13 protein-coding genes are annotated in these 17,150 nt (G+C 65.1%); 7 read left to right on the forward strand and 6 right to left on the reverse strand.

Annotated elements, in window-relative coordinates; translation table 11 throughout:
• Nucleotides 1-5 precede the first annotated feature (5 nt).
• From VWZ87_RS01705 to VWZ87_RS01720, 4 genes are read right to left on the reverse strand one after another with little or no spacing between them, the layout of a single operon-like run.
• The gene (locus tag VWZ87_RS01705; RefSeq protein ID WP_416535340.1) at nucleotides 6-764 is read right to left on the reverse strand and encodes an ABC transporter ATP-binding protein; all 759 of its coding nucleotides are present in this window, start codon (nucleotides 762-764) and stop codon (nucleotides 6-8) included.
• On the reverse strand, nucleotides 761-1,738 hold the full coding sequence (locus VWZ87_RS01710) for an iron chelate uptake ABC transporter family permease subunit (protein WP_416535341.1): 978 nt from the start codon (nucleotides 1,736-1,738) through the stop codon (nucleotides 761-763). The genes VWZ87_RS01705 and VWZ87_RS01710 overlap by 4 nt, the downstream gene beginning before the upstream one ends.
• A complete protein-coding gene (locus VWZ87_RS01715) occupies nucleotides 1,731-2,726 on the reverse strand; it encodes an ABC transporter permease (RefSeq protein ID WP_374015680.1) in 996 nt (331 codons plus the stop codon). Before VWZ87_RS01715 ends, VWZ87_RS01710 begins: the two co-directional genes overlap by 8 nt.
• Entirely contained in the window at nucleotides 2,719-3,672 is a 954-nt protein-coding gene (locus VWZ87_RS01720; protein WP_416535342.1) for a siderophore ABC transporter substrate-binding protein, read from the reverse strand. Before VWZ87_RS01720 ends, VWZ87_RS01715 begins: the two co-directional genes overlap by 8 nt.
• A 282-nt stretch (nucleotides 3,673-3,954) precedes the next feature.
• Here VWZ87_RS01720 and VWZ87_RS01725 point away from each other — a divergent pair, with 282 nt between their 5' ends.
• From VWZ87_RS01725 to VWZ87_RS01750, 6 genes are all read left to right on the forward strand, one after another.
• Nucleotides 3,955-5,949, forward strand: coding sequence for a TonB-dependent receptor plug domain-containing protein (locus VWZ87_RS01725; RefSeq protein WP_340547757.1), 1,995 nt, complete (start codon nucleotides 3,955-3,957; stop codon nucleotides 5,947-5,949).
• 327 nt (nucleotides 5,950-6,276) lie between these two features.
• Nucleotides 6,277-8,100 carry an IucA/IucC family protein gene (locus VWZ87_RS01730; protein WP_416535297.1) on the forward strand — a complete coding sequence of 608 codons (1,824 nt, stop codon included), beginning with the start codon at nucleotides 6,277-6,279 and terminating at the stop codon, nucleotides 8,098-8,100.
• Nucleotides 8,087-9,832, forward strand: coding sequence for an IucA/IucC family protein (locus VWZ87_RS01735; protein ID WP_416535298.1), 1,746 nt, complete (start codon nucleotides 8,087-8,089; stop codon nucleotides 9,830-9,832). Before VWZ87_RS01730 ends, VWZ87_RS01735 begins: the two co-directional genes overlap by 14 nt.
• Before the next feature lie 3 nt (nucleotides 9,833-9,835).
• Nucleotides 9,836-11,140: an AMP-binding protein gene (locus tag VWZ87_RS01740; RefSeq protein WP_416535299.1), complete on the forward strand. Its 1,305-nt coding sequence runs from the start codon at nucleotides 9,836-9,838 to the stop codon at nucleotides 11,138-11,140.
• Entirely contained in the window at nucleotides 11,137-12,438 is a 1,302-nt protein-coding gene (locus tag VWZ87_RS01745) for a DUF6005 family protein (RefSeq protein ID WP_416535300.1), read from the forward strand. The genes VWZ87_RS01740 and VWZ87_RS01745 overlap by 4 nt, the downstream gene beginning before the upstream one ends.
• The gene (locus VWZ87_RS01750) at nucleotides 12,435-13,286 is read left to right on the forward strand and encodes a sugar phosphate isomerase/epimerase family protein (RefSeq protein ID WP_416535301.1); all 852 of its coding nucleotides are present in this window, start codon (nucleotides 12,435-12,437) and stop codon (nucleotides 13,284-13,286) included. Before VWZ87_RS01745 ends, VWZ87_RS01750 begins: the two co-directional genes overlap by 4 nt.
• Before the next feature lie 55 nt (nucleotides 13,287-13,341).
• Here VWZ87_RS01750 and VWZ87_RS01755 read toward each other — a convergent pair whose 3' ends face one another.
• Entirely contained in the window at nucleotides 13,342-15,189 is a 1,848-nt protein-coding gene (locus tag VWZ87_RS01755) for an ABC transporter ATP-binding protein (protein ID WP_416535302.1), read from the reverse strand.
• A 325-nt stretch (nucleotides 15,190-15,514) separates the two neighbouring features.
• Between VWZ87_RS01755 and VWZ87_RS01760 the strand changes: the two genes are divergently transcribed.
• The gene (locus VWZ87_RS01760) at nucleotides 15,515-15,814 is read left to right on the forward strand and encodes a DUF2218 domain-containing protein (RefSeq protein ID WP_416535303.1); all 300 of its coding nucleotides are present in this window, start codon (nucleotides 15,515-15,517) and stop codon (nucleotides 15,812-15,814) included.
• A 56-nt stretch (nucleotides 15,815-15,870) separates the two neighbouring features.
• Here the strand turns inward: VWZ87_RS01760 and VWZ87_RS01765 are convergent, their stop codons facing one another.
• Entirely contained in the window at nucleotides 15,871-16,956 is a 1,086-nt protein-coding gene (locus tag VWZ87_RS01765; protein WP_416535304.1) for a Fic family protein, read from the reverse strand.
• Between the last annotated feature and the right edge of the window lie 194 nt (nucleotides 16,957-17,150).

Consider the following 17,150-nt stretch of genomic DNA (forward strand, 5'->3'; position numbering starts at 1 on the left):
CGACCTCAGCCATGATAGCAGGCAATACGCCGCCCCTCGATCTCGCGCAGCGCCACCGGCGTCTGGTACAGCGCGCTGAGGGTGTCGCCCGTCGCAACCTCGGCAACCGGACCGGCAAAGGCGACGCGCCCCCCAGCCAGCGCCACCACATGATCGGCCCAGCTGATCGCATAGTTGAGGTCATGCAGCACGATCACGATGCTTTTGCCACGGGTATCGGCGAGACGACGCAGCTGCGCCATCAGGTTGCGCGCATGGTTCAGATCCAGATTGTTGAGCGGCTCATCCAGCAGCAGCCAGTCGGTGTCCTGCGCATAGGCCATCGCGATAAAGGCACGCTGACGCTGGCCGCCGGACAGCTCATCCAGAAACCGGTCGGTCAGATCGTCAAGCCCGAACTGCGCCAGCGCGGCGTCAATCGCGGTGTGATCCTGCGCCGTCAGCCGCCCCTGACTATGCGGCCAGCGCCCAAAGCCGACCAGATCGCGCACCCGCACCCGGCTGGCCACCTCCAGCTGCTGGCCAACCACCGCCATGCGCCGCGCCAGCTGATCCGGTCTGATCCCGCGCAGATCGCGACCCGACAGGGTGATCGCGCCGCCACTTGCAGGCATCTGCTGCGCAATCAGCTTCAGCAGGGTCGATTTCCCCGCCCCGTTCGGCCCGATCAGCGCGGTGATCTTCCCGGCAGGCAGGCTGGCATCAACCGCGTTCAGGATCGTCTTTCCGGCCAGTGTGAACGACAGGCCCGCCACGGTGATCATCTCAGTTTTCCTTTCAACAACAGCACGATGAACAGCAGCCCACCGCAGAATTCGATCACGATCGCAAGGCTGGACTGCAGGTCCAAAAGCCGCTCGAACAGAGTCTGCCCCGCCACCAGAACCAGCGCCGCAATCAGCGCCGAAGCAGGCAGCAGCAGTGCGTGGCGATGGCTTTGCATCAGGCTATGGGCAAGGCTGGTGACCAGCAGCCCGAGAAAGGCCAGCGGACCAACAAGGGCGGTAGAGACCGAAACCAGCGCCGCAATCACGCAGAGCAGCTGCAAATGCAGCCGGTCATACCGCACCCCCAGACTGCGGGCCTGATCGCGTCCCAAGGCCACGACATCCAGCAGCGCCGAGCGGCGCAGCAGCCACAGGGCAACCGGCAGGATCACCACCAGCGCCGCCAGCAGGGCGGTCCGGTCGATACTGCCGAACTGCGCAAACATGCGCCCCTGCACCACGGCAAAGGCAGACGGATCCATCAGCCGCTGCAAAAACCCGGCCAGCGTCCGCAGCAATACCGCAATCACCACGCCAACAAGGATCAGCAGCTGGATGTCCCCCCGGATCCGCCGCAGCAGGCTGGTAAACAACAGCAGCGCCGCCGTCATCATCACGGCGGTGTCCAGCGCAAACCCGGCAAATCCCGACAGCTGCACCATCCCCGCAAGGCCGAAAACCGCAACCAGCACCGATTGGGTCAGCAGAAACAACGCATCGAACCCCATGATCGAAGGCGTCAGGATCCGGTTCTGACTGAGCGTCTGGAACAGCACCGTGGCCAGCCCGACCGCAGCCCCGACGCAGAGCAGCCCGGCCAGCTTCGTCATGCGCAGCCCAAGGATGTAGCGCGACGGGACGCCCTCGGACCATGGCAGGCCCCAGCCGACAAAACCAACCGCCGCACCCATCAGCAGCCCCGCCAGCAGCAACAGGCGCCGGTCGATCCATGAGAAGGACAGGTCAGCCATGTGCGCCCCGGCGCAGCAGCATGATGAGGAACAGCGCCGCTCCGAACAACCCGAACACCGTGCCGGCCGGAATCTCGTAGGGCGCCCGCAGGACCCGCCCCAGCATGTCACAGATCAACAGCAGCCCGGCGCCGGTGGCCGCCACCACGGGCAGGCTTTCACGCAGATTGTCGCCCATGATCCGGGACACCAGATTGGGTACCACCAGCCCGACAAAGGGCAGCACGCCCACGGTGACAATCACCAGCGCCGACACCAGCGACACCACCACCACGCCAAAGCCCAGCACCTGCCGGTAGCGCAGACCGAGGCTCCGGCTGGCGACCTCTCCCAGACCGGCAATGGTGAATTGATCCGCCACCAGATAGGCCAGCACCGCAAGGACGCCCGCCAGCCACAACAGCTCGTAACGGCCTGACAGGACGCCGGAAAACTCGCCACTCATCCAGATCGCCAGATATTGCAGCAGATCGGCCTGAAACGCGACGAAGCTGGCGCAGGCCGCAAGGATGCCACCATAAACCAGCCCCACCAGCGGAACCAGCAGGGGCCGCTGCGGTGGAATGCGCCGGGCCAGCGCCAGAAAGACCAACGTCCCGAGCAGCGCTGCAACCGCCGCGCAGAGCATCTTGGCAAAGATCGGCCATGCCGGCGCCAGCAGGGTGGCCCCCAGCAGCCCCAGCATCGCCGCCTCATTGGTGCCGGTGGTGCCCGGCTCGACAAATCGGTTGCGCACCAGCAGCTGCATGATCACCCCGGCGACCGCCATCGTCGCTCCGGTCAGGATCACCGCCAGCGTGCGCGGTATGCGGCTGACCAGCAGCAGCTGCGCCGCCCGTGGGTCGTCAAACAGTGCCAGCGGCGAGACCTGAGTGACGCCAATCGCGCAGCTCAGCACCGCCAGACCCGCCAGCAGCAGCAGACACAGGCCCAGCCGCCCCGCCGGTGATCCGCCCGATACGCGGGCTGGCGCCGCGGTTTCAGCCATCGCGCGCAAACCCGGCCAGGATATCCTCCAGCGTCGCGGTCATCGACTGGATGCCACCGCCTGCGATGTAGATGTTGGCGGAGTTCAGATAGATGACCTGACCTTTTTTCCAGGCCTCGGTGCCGGTCACCAGCGGATTGTCCAGCGTCGCGGCGGCGGCCTGATTGTCCTGCCCGATGGCACTGGCCCGGTCCACGACGATCAGCCAGTCGGGATTCGCCTCAGCGATATATTCAAAGGAAATCGCCTCGCCATGGGGAGCGGCCTCCGCCGCCTCAGCCGCCGCCGCGGCAGGTTGCTCGACCACCGCTTCGGGCAGGTTCAGCGCGTTGTGAATCCAGCCAAAACGGGACTCGCGGCCATAGGTTGTCACCTTCGGACCATTGGTCATCACGATCAGCGCCCGACCCCGGTCGGCAACGGCGGCGCGGGTGCTCTCCAGCTTGGCCAGAAACGCCGCCTCAAGCGTGGCGGCCTGCGCGCTCCGGCCCATCAGCGCGCCATAGCTGCGCAGCCGTGACAGCACGATATCCACATGATCCGCGCCCCAGATCGTCATGTCCACGGTGGGCGCAATCTCCGACAGCGCATCGACCTGAGCGGAGGACCGTCCGCCCGCAATGATCAGATCCGGCCCCAGCAGGGCAATCGCCTCGAAATCCGGCTCAAACAGCGTCCCGACCGGGGTCGCCTGCGCCTGCTCGGCGTTCAGATAATCGACATACAGCCGCGATGGCAGCCCTGCCATCGGCACATCCAGTGCCGCCAGCGTATCCGCAGCTGCAACATCCAGCACCACGAGGGCCTGCGGCTGCGACGGCACAGCCTGCGCGCCTCGCGCGGTGTCAAGAAGGGGTGTCTCCGGCCTGTCGTCATTGGCGGCAGCAGCGCCGACCAATCCAAGCACCAGCGCAGCAGTCAGCTGCAATCGCGTCCAATTTGCCATGTTCAATCCCGTCAGATGGAGGAAGGCTGGCGATATGGCTGGCTCAAAATCGCCCGCTTGTTAGGCCGGGACCGGGCAAAAGTCCAGACGTCATTGCCTGCGCTGCCTGTCCACAGCACGCTGCGGGGGCCCGGTCATCAGCCAGACAGGCAGACAGGTAAGGCAAGATTTTTTGCCACCGCTGCTTGCAAGGTGCCGCAATGCTCACTATGAGACCCAAGGCCCCAGCGGGGGCAAAGCCAGGTTACCCCAAGCTATCAGCACATTATCACGCGGGTTAACATGGCACATCAAACAGCACAGAAATCCTCCCTCCTCATGACCGGGCTGCTGTGCAGCACGGCGCTCACTCTCTTTTCCGCAACAACAGGTTACGCGCAGGACGACACTGTCCTGTCGCTCGACCCCATCCTTGTGAAGCAGCGCGACAGCGATGGCGAAGCCGCTGACCGGGCGACGGCGGTCTATGTGGCGGATGCGGAAATCGAACGCGCCGCGATGGGCGATCTGAAAGACCTTTTTGCGGGAATCGCCTCGGTGTCGGTGGGCGGGGCAATCCCGGTGGCGCAGAAGATCTACGTCAACGGCATCGACATGCTGAAACTGGCGGTACAGGTCGACGGCGTGTCCCAGAACAACCGCGTGTTCCACCACGCCAGCGCCAATGCCTTTGACCCCGGCCTGATGAAATCCGTCCGGGTCGATCCCGGTGTGGCCCCGGCTGATGCAGGCCCCGGCGCCCTGGCCGGTCGGGTGGTGATGGAAACCATCGACGCCGAGGACATCCTGACCGACGGTCAGGCCATTGGCGGCAAAGCACGTCTCAGCTACGGCGAAAACGGCGATACCTTCGGCAGCTCTCTGACGCTGGCCGGGCAGGCAGACGGGTTCGAGATCCTGCTCTACGGCAAGCGCATGACCGGTGACGATTACACCGATGGCGCCGGCAACACGGTGGGCGGCACCCGCAGCGACCTGACCGCCGGCCTGTTGAAACTGGCCTATCAGACCGACGAAGGCCACCGGTTCGAGTTCTCGGGCCAGCAGATGCAGGACACCGCCCTGCGCAACCGCCGCGCCAATTTCGGCACAGCGTCCTTCAACCCGCTTGGCACGGTCTACGACACCAAACGCACGGTCTATTCGCTGCGCTACGAGGATGTGAACGGCGGCGGCAACTGGGATCCCTCGGCCACCATCGGATTTTCCGAGAATGAGATCGGCAGCATCGGCACCACAGAAACCAGCGTGGGTGTGACCCGGACCTATTCCGCGACCTTCCAGAACCGGTTCCACCTGTCAGAGAGCGATACCATCACCGCCGGGGTGGACTTCCAGGACCAGAAAAGCACCGCAAGCGGCGATTTCTGGGGCAGCAATCGCCCCTCGGAACAAAGCCGGACCGTCGGCGTCTTTGCCCAGGCCCGCCTGCAACCCAGCGACCGGCTGAAGGTCTCCGCCGGTCTGCGCTATGACTGGAACGATTTTACCGGCCAGGACTTCGGCCAGAGCGGCAGCCCCTATCAGCAGGACAGCTCCGGGCTGAGTGGCAACCTCTCTATCGTCTATAGCGTCAATGATGCGCTGTCCCTGCGGGCGGGCTATTCCAACGTCTTTGGCGGGATCGGGGTCGAGGACAACTTCCTGTTCTTCCGCGACTGGGATTATTCGGCGCTGAAACCGCGCCGTGCCAGCAATGTTGTCATCGGCGCCGACTGGCAGAGCGGCAACTGGACCCTTGGCGCAGAAGCTTTCCAGACCAGGATCGACGACACCCGTGACGTCGCAGGCCCGGTGGTCACCAGCTATGATTTCGAAAGCCGGGGCTACAATCTGGGCGCCACCTATGGCTGGGAGGGCGGCTTTGCCCGGCTGACCTTCAGCGACAGCGAAACCCGCGTCAACGGCGCGCCCGCCTCCGGCTACTACCTGCTGGATTCCGGGGCCCCGATCGGACAGGTGCTGGCGCTTGAGGTGCAGCAGGAACTGCCTCAATGGAACCTGGTTGTCGGCGGTCATATCGACGCGGCCTTTGACTATGATCCAAAGCTGAACGAGGTTGACCCCACAACCAAACTGGAAGGCTACGAGGTGCTGAACCTCTTTGCCGAATATCGCCCGGCCGCCTATGACAATGTCTCGATCCGCGCCGAGATCAACAACGTCTTTGACCGTCAATACGCCGACCGCGCCACCTATGGCGGCGATTATCCCGGCTTTGCAACGCTTAAGGAACCGGGCCGTTCGGTCTCCATCGTGGCCAATGTCTCCTTCTGAGCGGTGGGTCTGACCCCGCTCCGGCCCTCACCCTTCGGGCGCGCCAGACTGTGGCGCGCCCGCTTCGGCAATAACACACCTACGGCGATCAAAACCCTTTTGAAACATGTCCGTATTGCCTAAGACCAACGCATGAAATCATGCCAAGGCGGCTGGGGTCTCCTCACCGCTTAGCCGCCAGCATTCCGCCAGTTCTCCTGTAACATCGCCAGACCGCTTACCCCGCCGGGATCCCTCTTCGGTGGCGCTGTCTGGCATCGCTGCGGAAGCGCTGTAAGAGATGCACCCAATTCCATACCGCCCCATGCGGGCGGCGGGGCCGGTCAGATGATGGTTTATCAGACAGGCCTGTTCCCCGACCCGCTGTCGGTCCCACCGACCGATCCCCACCCGGATGCCGCCGCTGAGGTGGCGCTGGCGGCCAGCCTTCAGGCGCTGCTCAACGGCTTCCTGCGCGAATGCCCCGAGCTGCCCGGCGACCACAGGTCATCGGCCCCGGATCGCGCGCCCCGGATCGACATTGCGCTGGCGCATATCCCCGCCGTGCTGCGGCTTGGCCTGCGCTATACCTCCCGGACCGGCCCGCTGAAATTCGGCGCCGCGCAGCTGCGGTTTTGCGGCGAAACCTATTGGCAGCCGGCGCCACCGGTCCAGACCATCAGCCTGATCGCGCAAGAGTGTTTTCACCGCTCCGGCGCAACGGATCCCGCCAGACTGGCAGAGTTCCTGCGCGCCATTTTCAACAGCAACGCCGAGATCGAAGCCGCGCTGCGGCGCACCGCGCCGAGCCCCAGCCCGCACCAGTTCCGGCAGGCGGAACAATCGCTGGTCTTTGGTCACTGGCTGCATCCCACACCCAAAAGCCGCGACGGCCTGACCGACTGGCAGCAGCGGACCTATGCACCTGAATATGCAGGAGAGTTCCAGCTGCACCTATTTGCCGCCCGGACCGAGATTACCCGCCAGGACAGCGCCGCCGCGCCGCTGTCGCAGATCCTGCGCGATATTGGGGGCCTGACCGATGGCCTCTGCCTGCACCCGGGCGAGCAGCTGATCCCGGCCCATCCGCTTCAGGCGCAGGCGCTGCTGCTCGATCCCGCCGTTCAGGCCCTGCTGGCCAGCGGTCAGCTGCGCGATCTGGGGCATGCCGGACCGGCTTTCACCCCGACGTCGTCCCTGCGGACAGTCTTTGCCGCCGAGTGCCCCTGGATGCTCAAATTCTCGGTGCCGGTGCGGCTGACCAATTCGCTGCGCGTGACCCTTGCCAGTGAATTGCAGCAGGGGGTTGCGATGGCGCGGCTGCTGCGGCGCCTGAACATCGCAACCAGCCTGCCAAAGTTTCAGATCATCGACGATCCGGCCTATCTGACCCTGACCCTGCCGGAGCGCCGCGAAAGCGGTTTCGAGGTGATTTTCCGCAAGAACCCCTTTGCAGGTGAGGCGGGCGCCGGCATCTTCCCCCTCGCCGCACTTACGGCCGATCCGCGACCGGGGTGTGCCTCGCTGCTGGCCACGCAGATCGCCGATCTCGCCGCGCGCCAGCGCAGCACCCGCAGACAGGCGGCGACGCGCTGGTTCGGCGCCTATCTCGACTGTATGCTCACCCCGGTTCTGACGCTCTATGACCGGCACGGCATCGCCCTTGAGGCGCATCAGCAGAACGCCTTGCTGGATCTGTCCGAGGGGTTGCCCCGGCAGGGCTTCTACCGCGACAATCAGGGCTATTTCATCACCGATGATGCCTTTGCCCCGCTGCGCCAGATCGAGCCCAGCCTCGCCGATGTGCCCGCGCTGGTGTTCAGCCGCACCCATATCAACGCCCGCCTGACCTACTACCTTGTGGTCAACCAGATCTTTGCGGTGATCTGGCGCATGGGCTGCGACGGGCTGCTTAGCGAAGACGCGCTGCTGCAACAGCTGCGCGATGAGTTGCACCGCCTGCGGCCGCGCTTTACCGGACCCGCGCGCGCGCTGGTGGAGCAGCTGCTCTATGCGCCACGGCTGGCGACCAAGGCCAATCTGCTGACCCGCCTGCACGATCTGGATGAATTGCAGACCGACACTCAGGAAGGGCTGTTTGTCGATATCCCCAATCCGATTGCCGCCCCGCAACGCCAGACCAGAGAGGTTATGCAAGATGCCTGTCTATGACCTCGCGTGCCCATTGGGCAAAGCACAGCCCCACCCGCAAACCCGGCAGACCCGCGGCGCGCTGCGGGTGCTGCGCCAGCTATGCGAAGCGCTGCTGAGCGAAGGCTGCGCCCAAGACATCACCTGGCACGATCGCGGATTGCGCTGGCAGCTCGGCAACCGGTCTTTCCGCGCCAGCGGGCGCTGTGGCGCCTTTGGCCGTTATCGGCTGGATGCCGGCAGCATCGAGATGGCACAGGAGCACGGCTGGCAGCCCGCCGCGCTGGAGGACGTGCTCTCGGCGCTCACGGCTCCGGCGGCGGCACTGGCCGCGCTGCGCGTCGACCTTGACCGCACCGCCCATCTGGATGATCTCAACCACCGGCAGATTCCCCGCCCGCCCCGGCGGCACCAGCTGGGCATCGCCGATATGGAGCGCGCCATCCACGAAGGCCACCCCTACCACCCCTGTTACAAGGCGCGCAGCGGTTTTAGCGACCGCGATCATCTCCGCTACGGGCCTGAGGCAGGGCAGAGTTTTCGCCTGATCGGGCTGCTGTTGCACCCCGCGCTGGTCCAACAGCGCCTGCCCGATGCGGATTTCTGGCCCCGCGAGCTGGGACCGGCGGAATGGGAGCGCATCCGCAGCCTCGCCGCCATGCGCAGCGCCGAGGGCTTTGCCCTGCTGCCGGTCCACCCCTGGCAATGGGACCAGCTGGCACAGGATCCGCTGGTGCAGGCCTGGCACGCCGCAGGCCAGCTGATCCCCCTCGGCGAGATCGGCGACCGCTACAGGGCGACCCAATCGGTGCGCACGCTGATGAATGCCGACCAGCCGCAGCGCGCCCATGTCAAAACCGCAATGACCATGCGCAACACCTCGTCCCTGCGCACATTGATCCCCGAAACCGTCACCATCGCGCCGCTGATATCGGACTGGCTTGCCGCGGTGATCGCCAGTGACCCGCTGTTGCAGGATCGCTATCCGCTGACCCTGCTGCCGGAATATGCCGGCATCATCGCCGGGCGCGGCACCGCGCTGGAGGGGCATCTGGCCGCGATCTGGCGGCAAAGCCCGGCCTCGCTCGGTCTGGCGGACAATCAGATGATGCCGTTCAACGCGCTGGCCCTGACAGAAGAGGACGGCAAGCCGCTGATCGCCCCCTGGATTGCCGCCCACGGGCGCGACCGCTGGCTGGCGCAGCTGATTGAAACGGCGGTACTGCCGGTCTGGCACCTGATGGTGGCCCATGGCATCGGGCTGGAAGCCCATGGGCAGAACCTCATCCTTCAGCATGACAACGGCTGGCCGACCGGCCTCATTGCCCGCGATTTCCACGATGGTGTCGAATATGTCGACACCTTGCTGTCCCAGCCCGCGCTACGCCCCGATCTGGCGGCGATTGACCCCGCCTTTGCCAGCGCAGAGCCGGATCAGTTCCACGCGCTCTCCTGTGCTGACGGGCTGCGCGAATTGGTGATGGACACGCTCTTTGTCTTCAACCTCGCGGATCTGTCGGACCTCCTGCAACGCCATTTCGACCTGCCGGAGACCCGGTTCTGGCAGCGCCTGCGCGACCGGCTGGACCGCTACGCCGCCGATCACGGGCAGCAACAGCGCATGGCGGCCTTCGCTCCCTTTGCGCGCCAGATCCACGCCGAAAGCCTGATCACCCGCAAAATCGACCCCGACCGACGCGGCAGCTACCGCCATCTCATCGACAACCCTCTGGCCACTGCAAAGGACAGCTGACCCATGTTTGTGTTGAACGACACCCTTTCTGATCCAACCGCGCTGCACCCAAGACTGCAACAGGCGCTTGGCAATGATCTGCACCACCGCTACGCCCTGCGGATGCGCGACACCGGCCTCGGCCTCGCAACCCTGCTCTACCTGAAGGACCACAAGGCCGGCGTTTTCCCAATCCACGCCGATATCCCGGCGGAAGCCGCGAAACAGATGGCGACCAAGGCCGGATGCGACTGGTTTCTGGAGGATGATCTTGTCCCGCAACCGCTGCCCCGGCAGCCCGGTCAGACCGCCAGCGCGCGCCCCGGCGCAGGCGTTCTGGTGCAGATGAGCTCCGGCACCACCGGCGCGGCCAAGGTGATCACCCGCAGCTGGGACAGCATCGCAACCGAGATCCGCACCTATGCCGCCTTCTTTGACCGCGCGGCCGGGATGACGCCGGTGATCGCCTGCCCGGTGACCCATTCCTACGGGTTGATACCGGGGGTTCTGGTGGCGCTGCATCGTGGCCATGTGCCGGTGATCATTGATGCGGTGAACCCGAAATACATTCTGCGCCGCCTGCGCGAGCTGCCAGACCCGGTGCTTTATACCTCGCCTGCGATGCTGCACACGCTGGCGAGGCTCCTGCCCCCGGACGAGACACTGAACGCCGCCGTCACCTCCGGGACCGTGCTGCCCGATCCATGGTTCCACACCATTCGCGCCCGCACCCGGCATCTGTTCCAGCAATATGGCTGTTCCGAAGTGGGCTGTGTCGCCATCAATCAGGACCTGCGGGCGCCCTGCGATGTCGGCCGACCACTACCGCATCTCGACCTACAGGCAGGCGCGCCCGGCACGCCCGGCCCGGTCCGCGTGCAGCTGACGACAGGGGAACCGGCCACCACGGATGCCGCCACGACCAACTGGGTCGAAACCGGCGATCTGGGCTATCTCACCGCCGATGGCGGGCTGGTGTTTACCGCCCGTGCGGACGATATGATCAACGTGGCCGGGCTGAACGTCTATCCGCAGGACGTCGAACGCGCGGTGATGAGCCTGCCCGATGTGCAGGATGCCGTCGCCTTTCGCCTGCCCGACCCGCAGGCCGGTTCGCGGGTGGGGCTGCTGTTTGTCGCCCCGGATCTCAGCGAGGATCAGCTGCGCGCGCACTGCGCCGATCTGCTGGCCGACTACCAGAGACCAACCTTCCTGCGCCGCCTCCCCGCCCTGCCGCGTCAGGCCAATGGCAAGATCAGCCGCCGCGACATCGCCAACAGATACGCATCCGGCACCGATCACACAGCCGATCAGCAGGTGCCCGCATGACCTTCGACAGCGTGCTGCACGCAATGCAGCAGACCCTCGCCGGACCGCTGGCCAATCCGCATATGGCGCAGTTCCGCCCCGAGGCGGTGCTGAACGATGATCTGCATATCGACTCCGTGGTGCTGATCAACCTGCTGGTGCATCTGGAAACCGACCACGGCGTGGCCATCCCCGAGCGTGATTTCCGCAAGGAGGATTTCGTCACCGTCGCCGATCTGATCCATGTGCTTCTGCCCGGCCCGCCGACCTCTCCCAGCGCAGAACCCGAGACCGCGCCCGCCAATCAGGACCCGAGCGAGATCACCGTGCATTGCTTTGTCAGCTGTCTCTGTGCGGCGATCCGGCGGCATGAGGGGCTGGATTTCCGACCCTTCTATTTTGGCACCTGGGACAGCGATTTTGCCATCACTACCCATCAGCATCTGGCCTATCACAGCGCCGAGATGACACAGGATCACTATATCCGCTGGGTCGAACGACTGTATGGCATCCGCGTCAGCCAGTGGCACGATCCCGCCCTGTCGAAATCCGACAACCTGACCCGCTTTGAAAAGCTGCTCCACAACCCGGCCACCGACCGCCAGCTGGTTGTCATGCTCGACATGTTCCACCTGCCGGAGCGGGACACCAAATACAATCAGGACCCGTTTCCGCATTTCGTCATTGTCGAGCCGACCGCCGACCCCGAGGTCTGGCATATGAACGACCCGGATTATCGCTGGCGCGGAGATCTGCCGCGCGGCGCCATCCTCAATGCCATGGCACAGCCCAGCGTGGCGGGCGGCTATATCCTCGACAGCACACGCGTCCGCGCGCCCGAGCCTCAGGACCTCGTGGCCTATTTCGACGCGACCTTCCGCCCGGACGCCAACCAGCTGACGGACGCCCTGCGCGGCATTATCGCGCATCACTGCCGTCCCGACAGGCCTCTGGCACTGCCGGAGCTGGAGATCGCCCTGCGCGAACTTCCGGTGCTGTCCCTGCGCAAGTACGCCTATGAACACGCCTTTGCCTTCTTCTGGCGCGCGCTGGACACCAGCTTTGCCGCGTTCGACGCCAATTGCGATCAGGTCGAGGCGCTCTGCGAAGGGTTCCGCAGCCTGCATTTCCTTGCCGCGAAAATCGCCCATACCAGAGACCGCACACTGGTGCCGGATCTGATCGCCGCGCTGGACGCATTGGACCGGCTGGAGTTTGCCATCAAGGAGGCACTTCACACCGAATTCCAGAGCTGGTGCCAGTCACAGATACCAGCGGCGCCCGCATCTGCCGCGGTGAGGACGGGGGAGCCGGCATGAAGATCTCGCTCTGCACGATTTCCTTTCGCCATCAGCTGATTGATCTGAAGGACATTGCCTTCTGGGCGCGGGATACCGGGTTTCAGGGGATTGAGCTTTGGGGCGTTCATGCCCGCAATCAGTCACCGCTGGCGATCCATAACGCCCAGTGGATGGCCGCGCAGGGGCTGTCGATCCCGATGATCAGCGACTACCTGCCCCTGCAGGACCATCAGGAGCTGACCCGTCGAACCCGCGCCCTCTGCGCGCTGGCGCAGGGCTGGGGCGCGGGCAAGATCCGCACCTTTGCCGGGATGCAGGCCAGCGCCACGGTCCCGGCGGCGGACCGCGACCAGACCACCCGCGCCCTGCGCCACGCCTGCGATATCGCCGCCGATCACGGGCTGCGCCTGCTGGTGGAGACCCATCCCGGCACGCTGGCCGATACGCTCGCCTCAACCGTGGCGCTGATCGACGCCACCAACCACGATGCGCTGGCCATCAATTTCGATGCGCTCCACGTCTGGGAAGGCGGGGATGATCCGGTTGCGGCACGCCGGACCCTGCTGCCCAGAATTGCGCATTACCACCTGAAGAACATCTCCGACCGCACCCGCCTGCCGGTCTTTGCCCCGGCGAATGTCTACAGCGCCGCCGGCTGTCGCGCGGGCATGGTGCCGCTGATGCAGGGCGCCTATGACTACCGCGCCCTGTTGCGCGAAATGCAGCGGGACGGCGATTGCGAGGCCTCGCTGGAATGGTTCGGGGACGCCGTGTTTCAGACGCTTGCGGGTGACATCGCCGAGATCCGGGCGCTTGCCGCCGATGATCTGACCCCGACCGGACAAAAAACGCGCTCGGTCGGCTGAGCCAGCGCGGCAGAGAACGGCACGGATCAATCCTCGCGCCGTTCTCTGCCTGCCGTCAGCAATCCACCGACACGCAGGGGCTGCCCACCTGCCGCGACCACAGCATCGCATAGGTGCCCCCCAGCGCCAGCAGCGCGGCATGGCTGCCATCTTCGGTGATGCGGCCCTGATCCATGACGACAATCCGGTCCATCTGCGCAATCGTGGACAGGCGATGCGCAATGGCGATCACCGTCTTGCCCTGCATCACATCCCGCAATGTCTCCTCGATCTCCGCCTCCACCGCGCTGTCCAGCGCCGAGGTTGCCTCGTCCAGGATCAGGATCGGCGCATTCTTCAGCACCACCCGCGCAATCGCAATCCGCTGCCGCTGCCCGCCGGACAGGGCCACTCCGCGCTCGCCCACATGGGCGTCATAGCCGGTCCGCCCGGCCTGATCGCGCAGCCCCAGAATGAAATCATGGGCACGGGCGCGTTTGGCGGCCATCACCATCTCCGCCTCGCTGGCGCCGGGATTGCCATATAGGATATTGGCCCGCACCGAGCGATGCACCAGCGCGGTTGTCTGCGTCACCACGCCAATCTGCGCGCGCAGGCTGTCCTGTGTCACGCTGTCGATCGGCTGGCCGTCGATCAGAATGCGCCCCCGGTCCGGGTCATCAAACCGCAACAGCAGCGACACCAGCGTCGACTTGCCCGCGCCGGACGGCCCGGCAATGCCGATCCGCTGCCCGGCCCCGATTGTCAGATCAAGCCCCGCCACACCCCCGCTGCCATCCTCCGATGCCTTGCCATAGCTGTGATGCAGCCCCTCCACGCGGATCTCCGCCCGCGTGACCTTCAGGGCCGGCGCCGCCGCTGCATCGACCACCGCATGTGGCGTTGCCAGCGACCGCAGCCCCTCGCGGATGATGCCCATGTTTTCAAACAGGCGGATCGTCACCCAGAGGATCCAGCCGCTCATGCCGTTCAGCCGGATGGTCAATGCCGCGACGGCGGCCACCTCTCCAACGCTGACCTGACCCACCGTCCACAGCCAGATCGCCGGAGCCACCACGATCAGGATCAACACGCCGTTGATGGCAATGCTGCCAAAGGCCAGCGTGGTCATCATCCGCATGAACCGCTGGTAACGCGTCCGCAGCCGCCGCAGCGCCGACAGCGCATAACCCAGCTCCTGCCCGCCCTGTGCAAACAGCTTGACGGTTTCGATATTGCCATAGGCATCGACAATCCGCCCCGTCGCCCCGGAGCGCGCATCGGACCATTTCTCCGCCGTCGCCGCGACACGGCGGGCGACATGGCGCACGTAGACGCCGTAAATCAGTACCCAGATCAGCAGCGGCACCGCCAGCCGCCCGTCGATCTGCGACAGCACCACCACCGCACCCAGCATATAGGTCACCGCGAACAGCACCGCCTCGAACATCATATGCACGCTGTCCTGCACCGCCGGTCCCATCTGCATCACCCGATTGCTGAGCCGCCCGGCGAAATCATGCTGAAAAAAGCCGACCGATTGCCCCAGCAGATGCTGATGCGCCTGCCAGCGGACCTGTTCCTGCAGGTTGGAGGACAGGGTCTGCTCCAGCAGCAGATGGTTCAGCCCGACCAGCGCCGGACGCAGCAGCAGCACACAGACCAGCGCGAGGATCATCTCACCGCCGTGATCGGCCCAGAACGCCGCAGCGCCACTCTCGGTCATCAGATCCACCAGCCGCCCGGCATAGAAGATCAGCCCGCTTTCCATCAGCGCGGTCAGCACGCCAGTGACCAGCATCAGCGGCAGCCATCTGCGATAGGGCGCCAGCTGCTGCCACAGATACGGCCAGAGACCGGCACGCGGCGCCGCCCTCTGCGAGGCCGCAAACGGATCGACAAGGTTTTCAAAAGCCCGGAACATAGCGCCCCTCTCAAGGATGAATTGAAATTCGCCTGAGATGTGGGTCGCCTGTCTTTCGCATCAGCAGGACAGCAGCGTGGCGGTCCGTGACCCGCTGCTTCCCGCGCCTGACGCGACATCTGCCTGCACCGTAGCCGGGCCGTTCTACTGCCGCCGGGTGGGTTTGTCAGCCGGATAATCCACCATGCGCCAAGTCCTGCAATCTGGCTTGCGCCCCATTTTGCGGCCCGCCGCGCACCATGGCTGGCAGCGGTGAATTCACCTTGCGCTGCGCCCCGGAATCTCTATCCTGCAAAGCTGACAGAAAAACTAAGGATTAAGCCAAATGATTACGGATACCGGCCATTTCGACACCCCCAACGCCTCCAAATACCTGCAACAGCTGTGCAAGCATTTTGCCCATAAGGTCGCCGTCACCCATGACGACAGCCGGGGCACCGTGGCTCTGGGCATGGGACCTGCAACGCTGACCGCCAGCGCCGACCGGCTCCTGGCCGAGGTCACCGCCCCCACTGCCGAAGAGCTGGATCACGCCCGCAAGATCATCGACAACCACCTGAAGCGCTTTGCCTTTCGCGAAGAATTTGAGGCGATGACCTGGGCCTCTGCAACGGCTCCTGCCTGACCGGAGGTCAGACACACAACCTGACCAGAGGTCAGACATATAAACCTGACCGGAGGTCAGAACCGGATCGCATAGGCGGTGGAGCGCCCGCCCGCGTCCATCCGCGTGACCACACCGGCCTCCTCCATCGCGCGCAGATCGCGGGTGGCGGTGGCCGGAGAAGTCTTGGTGATCTTGCGGTAGGATTTGGCGCTCAGCCCCACCGCCAGCCGCTCCGGCCCCTGCTCAAACAGCAGACGCAGCGCATGGCTCTGGCGATCATTCAACACCGGTCCGTAGCGCAGAAAGAACTGGTTGCGGCGCAGAATAAACCCCGCCTCATCGCGGGCCGAAGCCGCCGCCCGAGTCAGCGTGCGCAGAAACCAGAGCACGAATTCGGTGGCGTCAATCATGCCAGTCGCGCCCTCTTTGCGCCCTGCCTGCAGGGCGGCATAATAGGCTTTCTTGTCCCGCTCCACCTGTCGCGACAGCGAAAACGGCAACGCGCGGTTGCGGGCAAACACATGTTCGATCAGGGCGCGGCCAATGCGGCCATTGCCATCTGACAGCGGGTGAATGGATTCAAACCACAGATGCGCCAGCGCCGCCTTCACCGCAACTGGCATTCCCTGATCGGCATTCACCCAGTCGAGAAACTGCGCCATCTCCGCCTCCAGCCGATCCGGCGGCGGCGCCTTATAGAGCACATCCCCCGGACCCGCCGTCGCGGAGCGCACGATCTCCATCTCAAAGCGCCGCCAGCGGCCGAGGTCCTCCACCTCCATGCCGGTGAACAGCAACCGGTGCCAGGTCAGGATCTGCGCGCTGTCCAGCGGCTGATCGGCCCGGCGCGCCGCCAGCATCAGCTCCGCCACCGCATCCGAGCGCCGCGAGATCGCCGCCCTGTCGCGATGGCGCAGCGAAGCCACAACCGAGGCTTCGATCTCGCTGGCATCCAGTGCCACGCCTTCGATTCCAAAGGAGGCCATCGCCTCCTGCACGATCTGGCGCAGCAGCATCTCCTCGCGCTCCTGCGGGGTGAGCCCGTGGACAAGCCCCGTCACCTCGCCCACCGCCTCGGCAGCGCGGGCCAGTTCGGGTTCGATATGTGCCGGATCATAGCCAAAGCGCGGCCAGGATGGAGACTGCCAGATATGCGGCATGATGTGATAAGCGCCCTTAATCGGATCAAAATTTGGCTTATTATGATCTGAATAGCGGCGCTAATCAAGTCACCGCCCGCCCGCCCTCTGGCTGACGCGGGTCAAATGGCGCCGCCGACGACCGTGGCCTTACCCCCCGGCAAGCGATGCCACGGCCCCGGCAGCAGCGAGGATCGCTCAATTCGGCCTCACCC

It is taken from the genome of Phaeobacter sp. JH20_37 (genome assembly GCF_048056015.1).
Lineage (GTDB): Bacteria > Pseudomonadota > Alphaproteobacteria > Rhodobacterales > Rhodobacteraceae > Phaeobacter > Phaeobacter bryozoorum.